The sequence below is a fragment of the Vibrio sp. 10N.247.311.47 genome, assembly GCF_041467535.1.
Taxonomy (GTDB): Bacteria; Pseudomonadota; Gammaproteobacteria; order Enterobacterales; family Vibrionaceae; genus Vibrio; species Vibrio crassostreae_C.
The window spans coordinates 1-9,487 of record NZ_JBFSUR010000064.1; the positions used below are offsets into that span (position 1 = coordinate 1).

8 protein-coding genes are annotated in these 9,487 nt (G+C 42.0%); 4 read left to right on the forward strand and 4 right to left on the reverse strand.

Going from position 1 to position 9,487, the window contains the following annotated elements; genetic code table 11:
- Window positions 1–305: 305 nt before the first annotated feature.
- Window positions 306–1,556, reverse strand: coding sequence for a serine hydroxymethyltransferase (gene glyA, locus AB6E51_RS23565; RefSeq protein ID WP_372057888.1), 1,251 nt, complete (start codon window positions 1,554–1,556; stop codon window positions 306–308).
- A 347-nt stretch (window positions 1,557–1,903) separates the two neighbouring features.
- Here glyA and AB6E51_RS23570 point away from each other — a divergent pair, with 347 nt between their 5' ends.
- Window positions 1,904–2,503 (forward strand): YitT family protein, encoded by a 600-nt coding sequence (locus AB6E51_RS23570; protein ID WP_146441296.1) that lies wholly within the window; start codon window positions 1,904–1,906, stop codon window positions 2,501–2,503.
- Between the two features lie 69 nt (window positions 2,504–2,572).
- Window positions 2,573–4,102, forward strand: a complete 1,530-nt coding sequence (locus AB6E51_RS23575; RefSeq protein WP_372057890.1) for a transcriptional regulator — start codon at window positions 2,573–2,575, stop codon at window positions 4,100–4,102.
- 49 nt (window positions 4,103–4,151) lie between these two features.
- Here the strand turns inward: AB6E51_RS23575 and AB6E51_RS23580 are convergent, their stop codons facing one another.
- On the reverse strand, window positions 4,152–4,691 hold the full coding sequence (locus AB6E51_RS23580) for a prepilin-type N-terminal cleavage/methylation domain-containing protein (RefSeq protein WP_102507657.1): 540 nt from the start codon (window positions 4,689–4,691) through the stop codon (window positions 4,152–4,154).
- Between the two features lie 323 nt (window positions 4,692–5,014).
- On the opposite strand from AB6E51_RS23580, the gene AB6E51_RS23585 reads away from it, so the two are divergent.
- Both AB6E51_RS23585 and AB6E51_RS23590 read left to right on the forward strand, forming a co-directional pair.
- Window positions 5,015–5,926, forward strand: a complete 912-nt coding sequence (locus AB6E51_RS23585) for a hypothetical protein (RefSeq protein WP_372057891.1) — start codon at window positions 5,015–5,017, stop codon at window positions 5,924–5,926.
- Window positions 5,911–6,096, forward strand: a complete 186-nt coding sequence (locus AB6E51_RS23590) for a hypothetical protein (RefSeq protein ID WP_372057892.1) — start codon at window positions 5,911–5,913, stop codon at window positions 6,094–6,096. Before AB6E51_RS23585 ends, AB6E51_RS23590 begins: the two co-directional genes overlap by 16 nt.
- A gap of 101 nt (window positions 6,097–6,197) precedes the next feature.
- Here the strand turns inward: AB6E51_RS23590 and treC are convergent, their stop codons facing one another.
- Both treC and treB read right to left on the reverse strand, forming a co-directional pair.
- Complete coding sequence (gene treC, locus AB6E51_RS23595; protein WP_229647155.1) at window positions 6,198–7,883, reverse strand: alpha,alpha-phosphotrehalase; 1,686 nt, start codon at window positions 7,881–7,883, stop codon at window positions 6,198–6,200.
- Between the two features lie 122 nt (window positions 7,884–8,005).
- Window positions 8,006–9,430, reverse strand: coding sequence for a PTS trehalose transporter subunit IIBC (gene treB, locus AB6E51_RS23600; protein WP_017063347.1), 1,425 nt, complete (start codon window positions 9,428–9,430; stop codon window positions 8,006–8,008).
- Window positions 9,431–9,487 lie beyond the last annotated feature (57 nt).

Sequence of the window (9,487 nt, forward strand, 5' to 3'; positions counted from 1 at the left end):
CCATATCACTTACTACCGTTTTTGTTTTTAGTTCCCGCTAATCCGCGATGAACCTATTAAGGAGCCTCTAGTATCAATATTTTTCAAAGTAGTTGTTTGAAATTCTAGGAGAGCACGCGGAGCTTACGAATGTAAGTGAGCATGCTCGACAACGTAATACCCAAAAAAACAAAAAAAGCTCCCAACAGGAGCCTTTCAAATCGTATTTTTCAATCAAATAGCTTTAGTTCAAGGAAAAGGCGCGGAGTTTACGAATGTAAATGAGCACCTTTGACACAGAAATTAAGCTATTTGAGCCAGAAAAATTAAGCGTAAACCGGTAGACGCTTACAGATCTCTAGTACTTTTGCTTTAGTCGCTTCGATAACAGACTCATCACCCATGTTATCTAGGATGTCACAGATCCAACCTGCTAGCTCTTTCGCGTCTGCTTCTGAGAAACCGCGACGAGTGATAGAAGGAGAACCGATACGGATACCTGAAGTAACGAATGGGCTACGTGGGTCGTTTGGTACTGAGTTCTTGTTTACAGTGATGTTTGCTGCACCTAGTGCTGCATCTGCTTCTTTACCTGTGATGTCTTTGTTGATTAGGTCAACTAGGAACAGGTGGTTCTCTGTAGAACCTGAAACGATGTTGTAATCACGAGCTAGGAATTCAGCAACCATTGCTTTTGCGTTAGCAACAACGCGTGCTTGGTATTCTTTAAACTCTGGCTCTAGAGCTTCTTTGAACGCTACTGCTTTACCAGCGATAACGTGCATTAGAGGACCACCTTGGCCGCCTGGGAATACTGCTGAGTTCAGCTTCTTGTAAAGATCTTCGCCTTCGTTAGAAAGGATTAGACCACCACGAGGACCCGCAAGCGTTTTGTGCGTCGTTGTAGTTACTACGTGAGCGTGTGGCACTGGGTTCGGGTAAACGCCTGCAGCGATTAGACCTGCTACGTGAGCCATATCTACGAACAGGTAAGCACCTACTTTGTCAGCGATTTCACGCATGCGCTTCCAATCACAGATTTGAGAGTAAGCAGAGAAACCACCGATGATCATCTTAGGCTTGTTCTCGATAGCCAGCTTTTCCATCTCTTCGTAATCGATTTGACCCGCTTCATCGATACCGTAAGGGATGATGTTGTAAAGCTTACCAGAGAAGTTTACTGGAGAACCGTGAGTTAGGTGACCACCGTGTGCTAGGCTCATACCTAGAACCGTATCGCCTGCATTTAGTAGTGCCATGTATACAGCGTTATTTGCTTGAGAACCTGAGTGAGGCTGTACGTTTGCGTACTCTGCACCAAATAGTTCACATGCACGTTCAATTGCTAGAGTTTCAACTTTGTCTACGTACTCACAACCACCGTAGTAACGCTTGCCTGGGTAGCCTTCAGCGTATTTGTTTGTTAGCTGAGAACCTTGAGCTTCCATTACACGTGGGCTTGTGTAGTTTTCTGAAGCGATAAGTTCGATATGCTCTTCCTGACGAAGAGTTTCTTCTTGGATAGCTGCGAATAGATCCGCATCGTAATCAGCAATGTTCATGTCACGCTTAAGCATCTGTATCTCCTGACTCAGATTGTACTGAAAGTTTCAAAAAAACCACACAACGACCGAAAGCAAACGTTTCCGTCACCGTTTTGATGTGACGCATTCTACATAATTTGATCTAGGTCATAAAGAGCTAATTGCAATTTTATCATGCAGTTTTTTCATAATCACAAATAAGATTCATCATGGTTATTTGGCTTATCCAACCAAAGATGGCGCTTACTGTCAATTTTACGCTTTACACCCTGTAAAACGCAGATTACATAGGTTTACCTTAATTTTGCCCCTCCAGCTACCGAAAGCTAAGGTTTTTCTCTACTATGCACGCCTTTATTGGTTAGGTAATTATAAAAACGATGGAAAAACACTCACGTAAAGAAGATTGGGTAGCGATTCTCACTGGCACGTTTTTAGTGGCGTTAGGCGTCTTCTTTTTACAGTCAGCAAACCTGATTACTGGTGGTACGACTGGCTTGGCACTGCTTTTGAGTCAATTTACACCAGTAACCTTTGGTATTTTGTACTTTATTGCCAACTGCCCATTCTACCTATTAGCATGGAAACGATTTGGCCGTCACTTTGCGATAAGCAGTGCCATTTCTGGCGCTTTAGTGTCTGTATTTGCCGATCATTTATACTTGGTGATTTCGTTAGACGTTCATAATGAAATTTACTGTGCGGTAGCTGGCGGCTTGTTAATGGGCTTAGGCATGCTGATCCTATTTAGACATCATTCGAGTCTTGGCGGGTTCAACGTCCTGTGTTTATTCATCCAAGATAAATTTGGTATTTCCGTCGGAAAATCACAAATGGCGATTGACGCGATAATCCTATTCACTTCCTTTCTTTTTGTCACTCCTACAACAATCTTACTTTCCATTTTAGGAGCTTTGGCACTGAATTTAGTACTGGCGATGAATCATAAGCCACACCGATATAAAATCCACTACAGGTGACAACACGCATACTCCGTTTAAGAAAAATGCTATATAATACAGGCAAATAATTAATAATGATGTTCCTACATGATGCGAAATATTCTTGAAGAAGCAAAAGAGGTTGGCGGCCTAATTAAAATCGGGGGAATGATCTATAATCCGCAGAAAAAGCACTTACAGTATAACGATGAGATAATCGATTTAGAACCAAGAACCATTGAACTGCTCGAGTTTTTGCTTACTCATGTCGGTGAACCGCTTTCTTCTAACGCGATCATTCAAGAGATCTGGCATAGCGACTACATTTCTAAAAATGTACTGACTAACAGAATATCGACCTTCCGTGCGCTCCTTCAAAAATATTTAATCCATGAAGATGCAACAAAAATACTGGTGACTTACCCCCGTAAAGGCTATTACCTTTGCGACAGCCAAGTAAAGCTAATCACTCTTGAGGAAGATGACCATGCTCCCTCCCGAGAAACACCGCCCACAATACGTCTTGCGTTGAGTACCAAACTGACCAACATAAAGCCCTTACATTACTTGATCGTGTTCCTTTCTATGGCATTTTTTGTTTCGTCTTATCTTTATGTTACAAAAACAAGCAATCTAATCGAGCAATATCGCAAACAACAAACCATCCAAATGAGAGAGCTTCTTCTGCATCGTATTGATGCTACGGGCCCTCAATCAAAACAGCATAGGAAAATCATTAAAGCTTTGATTCTTGAGCAACAAATTGAATATCCATATACCGATTTGGTCAATCAAGACATTCCGAGTTACTTCGTGACGACAATCGATGACAGTCCCTATTGGCCCGGAGCAAAAGAGAGCATATCAAGTGAGTACAAACTCAACATTCGCTTAAAAGATCTCGAAACACCTTCCACTGTTCATGCCGAAGCTAAGCTGCTCTTTTCTACATCTGATAAGGAAGTGTTCAAAAAAACCTACGTTATCAATCTCAACAGCTTGAGCCTTTCCCTTTTGCCTCTACAGCAAGACATCGCTCGTTTTTTTGCACTTCCCATTCCGATTGAATACGATTGGCAACTAGATAATTTGTCTGTATTTAAGCAGTATGACCGTGATATTGACGAAGGTTCATTCATTCCAAATGATGAATTTAAAGCCCTCTATTTTGCTCGACACAACACATTGTTTGAAACCAATAAAGAGACGTTGGAAAAGGCTATTAGCCAACTGTATACGCGTTTCACTCCGCTTCCTGACGAACTAGGCATATGGTTAGGCCTAATTAACCTGAAAGCAGGAAACCTAGAAAACGCTTTTGATTTTCTACGCACTCCAGTAGGTGGTTCAAGGATTGATAATGCCTTAATTTACCTTCTCGTTTCCGATATTTCTTATAAAAGCGGCCGAGAAGATCTCTTTATGAAAAACTACCTACAATCCATCGTTTCACTATCCCATACAGTCCCATCAAAAGCGCTATTTAAACGACTTGCTCAACCAGAATCAGTAGAAACTTGCTTATCACCTTGGAATCAGTTGAAGAGCAAATTTTCGAATAAAACGATGACTTATGATTGGCGCAATATGATTGAAGCCTATTGCCAAACCATGATCAAGATGCAGAAACAAAAATAAAACCATGAACTTATTTGATCATGGTTTTATTCAATCTTATGTCAATCAATTAAGCACAAGGCAAAACATCGATCTGATAATCTTCTTCTTGAGAAAGAGGGACCTGATATCGAACTGAACACTGTTTAAATTCATTTTGATTCAGTGGCGTAATATAAGCAGTACCTCTTTCATTTTCCGTTCGGTGTACCTTCCACAATGAAGACGAACCGAGAATGCCTTTTAGGACAATGGATAGATTATTTTCGTCGGCATCAGGGTAACCATAAATAAATGCACAACTTTTTCTTCCATCGATCTCACACCCTTTAAATGGCAAGTTCTGTAACGGAATTACACCATAACCATCTGAAGTTTGACCCTCAATTTTATTTGAAACATAACGATAGTGTTCTTTCCCTTCTAACATCATCATTCCATGAGCCATATTGATACCCGATTCTAAAGCACCTCTTACACTATAGAGTCGAGCTTCTCTCGCTTCATTTTGAATATTCATAAATTTAGGTATCGCTGCCACCGATAAAATACCGATCACCACAATAACGATCACCAATTCAATTAAGCTATAGCCACTATTATTACGCATTTAGTTATCCTTCTTTTATTTATTACCATTTTGGTAGACGAGAAGTTAACGAATTGGATTAAATAAATAAAACAACAAAGTAAAACAAATACGAACAAAACACTTAGGTCACTTAAGTTAATCTATTAATGAATAAGACTGCTACGCTAGAATACCAATAAAAAATGAAATAAAATAACAAAAAAAACCTTTAAAAACAGAAGATTAAACATAAAAATAAGATTCGTTAATCTTTGTTATCTCTCATTATTTGGCTTATCAAACGCTAATCTTCAAACTTGTTGACAACATAAACACCTCAGCATTTTTACCGGATTAAAATCATGAAGAACAAATTAACTTTATTATCTATTTTATCATCGCTATTTCTATCAGGCTGTAATAGCTCATCACCCTCTATACCAGAAAAACAAATCGGCTCAGATCTGGACTTTAATAAATCCCAATTTTCTCCAAAAAATGAACAGTGGCTAAACTATGAAGAGAAAATAAATCGTCTTGATGGGGGCTCTTCAGAGGTTTTTTACATTAAATACATTCCTAAAAATGCGATTGAACTCATCGACGTTTTAGACACTCTCCCTCAAAAGGAGACAGATCAATTGACAGCAATCATTAATAACCTTTCCAATATTGGTGTAGATAGCTTTTATGTGAGAATAATTAAGAACTCGATAGGAAGTAATGAAGATACAGATTTTTTGTATGAAAAAGATGGTCAGCTATATCGAATTAATGAAGAGGCTTCTTTAAGTCTGATTGACTTCTTTAATAAAGCGCCTTCTTTAATCCATATTTTTGATAGCATGGAATTTCCTACATCGGCTAATACATATAAAGATCAACAAATAAGTTCTTCATTTTGGGAACATAATATTAACGGACTCGACATCAGCGATGAAGATGCATACCGATTAGTCGAACAGTATGATGTTGATCCTAAAATGGTGATCAGTCGCTGTTCTTTGAATTGGAAAAGAGAACAGAAAAGAATAGAAAACGGTAAAATATTTGAGAAAATTAATAATCAACAAATAGAAGTAGGCTTACTCGAATACCAATCAATACTGACTCTAGAATGCAACAATGATGAGCAACCGTCGAGTAGTACACTCATCAATGAAAATATCACGACGATTTATCATCCCGTATTTGGCTATGTGCGACACAGTGAAATCAGTGGTCTTGAGCAAACAACGTTAACTTTGCAGGACTTGAAATGGACAAAGCAGTGAGAGAAGAAAGGGATGACGCCTACGAAGAGATTAAAGCTCAGCTTCAACAATGGCCGATGGACAAACTGACAATGCTTCTCGATGAACTGAATGTCGCTGTCACACCACAGTCAGTGCCAACCCTTGTTCCTCTTTCACACGAAGAGATCGAAATGCTCACTAAGCACTAACAGGGCATCGAAAAAAAGGCTTTGGGGAGCACTCCAAAGCCTTTGTAGAAGCCTAATCTTTTAAGGGGAATCAAAATTAGGCTCATTGAAATGAAACAAGGTTACCCTTCAATCAAAAGAATACGAGTCTCGTAAGGTTGCAAAACTTGATGATGAGACGCCACTAAACTCTCGCTCACTTGATAATTAGACAACAAGCTCTTAGCCTTTGCCATCTCAAAACGTTCAGGTAAAACGCATTCAGCCTCTTCACCATAATAGTTGTTAATGCACAGCAGAGTTTGTCCTTCACTCTCACGAGAGTACGCAAATACCGACGGGTGCTCAGGCAATAGATCTTGATAGCTGCCATCCGTAATCACTGGTACTTGTTTGCGTAACTCAATCAAGCTCTTATAGAAATAAAAAACAGAGTCTTTGTCTTCCAGTGCTTGCTCAGCGTTAATCTCAGAGTAATTATTCGCTACATCAAGCCATGGCTGAGCTTGTGAGAATCCGGCGTAAGGCTCACTATTCCATTGCATTGGTGTACGAGAGTTATCACGAGATTTCTGCGCTAGAATCGCCATCATATCTTGATGAGCCACACCATCACGGTTAACCATGATGTCGTACATATTGGTACTCTCAACATCACGATACTGGCTGATGTCAGTATAGCCAGGGTTGGTCATACCAATCTCTTCACCTTGATAGATATAAGGCGTGCCTTGCATCATGTGCACAGAAGCAGCCAACATCTTGGCCGACTCAACACGATATTGCTGATCATCACCTAAGCGGCTCACCACTCGCGGTTGGTCGTGGTTACACCAAAACAATGCGCCCCAGCCCTTGCCGTTCAAACCCGTTTGCCAATGATTGAAGATCGACTTGAGCTGTAAGAAATCAAACGGCGCATTGGTCCACTTCTCACCATTGGTGTAATCGACCTTAAGGTGGTGGAAGTTAAACACCATCGATAGCTCACTGTTATCAACGTTTGAGTATTGCTGGCAGTGTTCCAACGTGGTTGAAGACATCTCGCCTACGGTCACGCTGCCGTACTTCTGAAATACGGCTTCGCTGATCTCTTTCAGGTATTCGTGTACACGTGGACCATCGGTATAGAAACGACGGCCATCACCGATATCATCATTAGGAAAGTCTTGCTGCTTCGAAATCAGGTTGATCACATCCAAGCGGAAACCATCAACGCCCTTTTCTGCCCAAAAGCTGATAACGTCTTTCACTTCTTCACGTACAACCGGGTTCTCCCAGTTGAGGTCAGCCTGTTCTTTGGCGAATAAGTGTAGGAAGTATTGCCCAGTCGCCTCATCTAGTTCCCACGCATTACCACCGAACTTAGACTGCCAGTTAGTTGGTGCTTGACCATCTACGGGATCTTTCCAAATATAGTAATCGCGGTAAGAGCTGTTTTTGTCGCCCAAAGCAGATTGAAACCATGCATGCTCTGTCGAGGTGTGGTTTACCACGATATCCATCACGATACGGATACCACGTTGGTGCGCTTCAGACAGCAATAAGTCGAAGTCTTCCATGGTGCCGAATTGAGGATTAATCGCGTAGTAGTCTGAGATATCGTAACCATTATCGATCATAGGAGATGCGTAAACCGGGGTTAGCCAAATCGCATCGACACTCAAATGTTTGAGGTAATCCAGTTTCGAAATGATCCCTTTGATGTCGCCAGTACCTTTACTGCCACTGTCGCAGAAGCTCTTTGGGTAGATTTGATAGATGGTTGCGGTTTTCCACCAGCTTTCATCATGTTCAGTCATCGCCATCTCTAACACTCACTTACCAGAAAATATAAAATAAAAATCACCATGTGAATCATGGTCGAATAGCCGTTATAACTAAAAGAAAAAGCGATAACTCATTTTGGAGTCATCGCTTATTCAATGCATTACGCGTTCGCGGTTTCTAACTCACCCTTGGATTGGGCTCGCTTGTAGAAAAACAGGGTTAGCGTGATAGGCAGTACTATCGCCACCAGCATCGCGACTAGGTAAATCGACCAATATTGAGGTTGAATCGATAGGATGCCCGGCAAGCCGCCGACACCGATACCATTCGCCATCACACCCGCGCTACCACAGATTGCGGCTGCAACAGCACTACCAATCATTGCGCTCAGCATTGGGAATTTGTATTTAAGGTTAATACCGTACATCGCAGGCTCTGTTACACCTAAGTAGGCTGAGATTGCCGCAGGAACCGAGATATCTCGTTCACCTTCACGCTTACTCAAGATAATGATGCCGACTACTGCCGATGCTTGTGCAATGTTTGATAGTGCAATCAAAGGCCAAATTGGTGTCCCGCCTAAGTCTTGCATCAGTTGCAGATCCACCGCGTTGGTGGTGTGGTGAATACCCGTGATAACCAAAGGTGCGTATAGGAAACCAAAAACCACTGAACCAAGAATCGCAAAATCACCTGTCATTGCCGCTTTAGCTGCGAATGCCACACCATCGCCTAACATACGACCGAATGGGCCAATGAAAGCGTGCGCTAGAATCACAGACAAAATAATCGATACAAATGGCACCACAACTAGGTACAAGTAAGCAGGGACGATGCGCTTAAGATTGGTTTCAATGAACGCCAAAGCCACACCCGCTAACATTGCTGGGATCACCTGAGCCTGATAACCGACCTTCTCAATCACAAACAGTCCAAAATCCCATACCTCAGGTACCGATTTACCTATCATGTATGCGTTCATGAGTTGTGGTGAAACTAAGGTCACACCGAGCGTGATACCCAAAATTGGGGTTCCGCCAAGCTTCTTAACCGTAGCCCAACACACACCAACCGGTAGGAAGAAGAAAATAGCTTCGCCGATCAACCATAAGAAAGAGTGAACGGTTGCCCAGAATTGACTGATTTCAACTAAGGTTTTGCCGTCGAACATGCGAATGTCGCCAATCACATTACGGAAACCAAGAATCAAACCACCTGTAATGATGGCAGGCAGCAGTGGTACGAAAATTTCGGCTAAATGGGAGATACCACGCTCAAGGAAGTTCATGTTTTGACGAGCAGCCAGCTTCGCCTCATCTTTTGATGATGCCTCTTTACCTGTCTGTTCAATCAGAAGTGCGTACACTTCATCAACTTCAGTGCCAATCACAACTTGGAATTGGCCTGCATTAGTAAAACAGCCTTTTACTAGCTTCAGTTTTTCGAGTTCAGCTTTGTTGGCCTGCTCTGTATCGTTCAATACAAAACGCAGTCGAGTCAGACAGTGGCTGACACTCGCAATGTTTTCTTTACCACCGACTAACTCGATAAGACGCGCAACGTCTTGCTTCGCTATCTTACTCATACTGGGGGGGGGGGGGGGGGGGGGGGGGGGGGGGGGGGGGGGGGGGGGGGGGGGGGG

Bases quoted from the DNA above. Each gene is read 5' to 3' on its own strand.
- AB6E51_RS23570 (WP_146441296.1), top strand. From the start codon at position 1,904: ATGGAAAAACACTCACGTAAAGAAGATTGGGTAGCGATTCTCACTGGC.
- AB6E51_RS23580 (WP_102507657.1), bottom strand. From the start codon at position 4,691: ATGCGTAATAATAGTGGCTATAGCTTAATTGAATTGGTGATCGTTATT.
- treC (WP_229647155.1), bottom strand. From the start codon at position 7,883: ATGGCGATGACTGAACATGATGAAAGCTGGTGGAAAACCGCAACCATC.
- treB (WP_017063347.1), bottom strand. From the start codon at position 9,430: ATGAGTAAGATAGCGAAGCAAGACGTTGCGCGTCTTATCGAGTTAGTC.
- AB6E51_RS23585 (WP_372057891.1), top strand. From the start codon at position 5,015: ATGAAGAACAAATTAACTTTATTATCTATTTTATCATCGCTATTTCTA.
- AB6E51_RS23590 (WP_372057892.1), top strand. From the start codon at position 5,911: ATGGACAAAGCAGTGAGAGAAGAAAGGGATGACGCCTACGAAGAGATT.
- AB6E51_RS23575 (WP_372057890.1), top strand. From the start codon at position 2,573: ATGATGCGAAATATTCTTGAAGAAGCAAAAGAGGTTGGCGGCCTAATT.
- glyA (WP_372057888.1), bottom strand. From the start codon at position 1,556: ATGCTTAAGCGTGACATGAACATTGCTGATTACGATGCGGATCTATTC.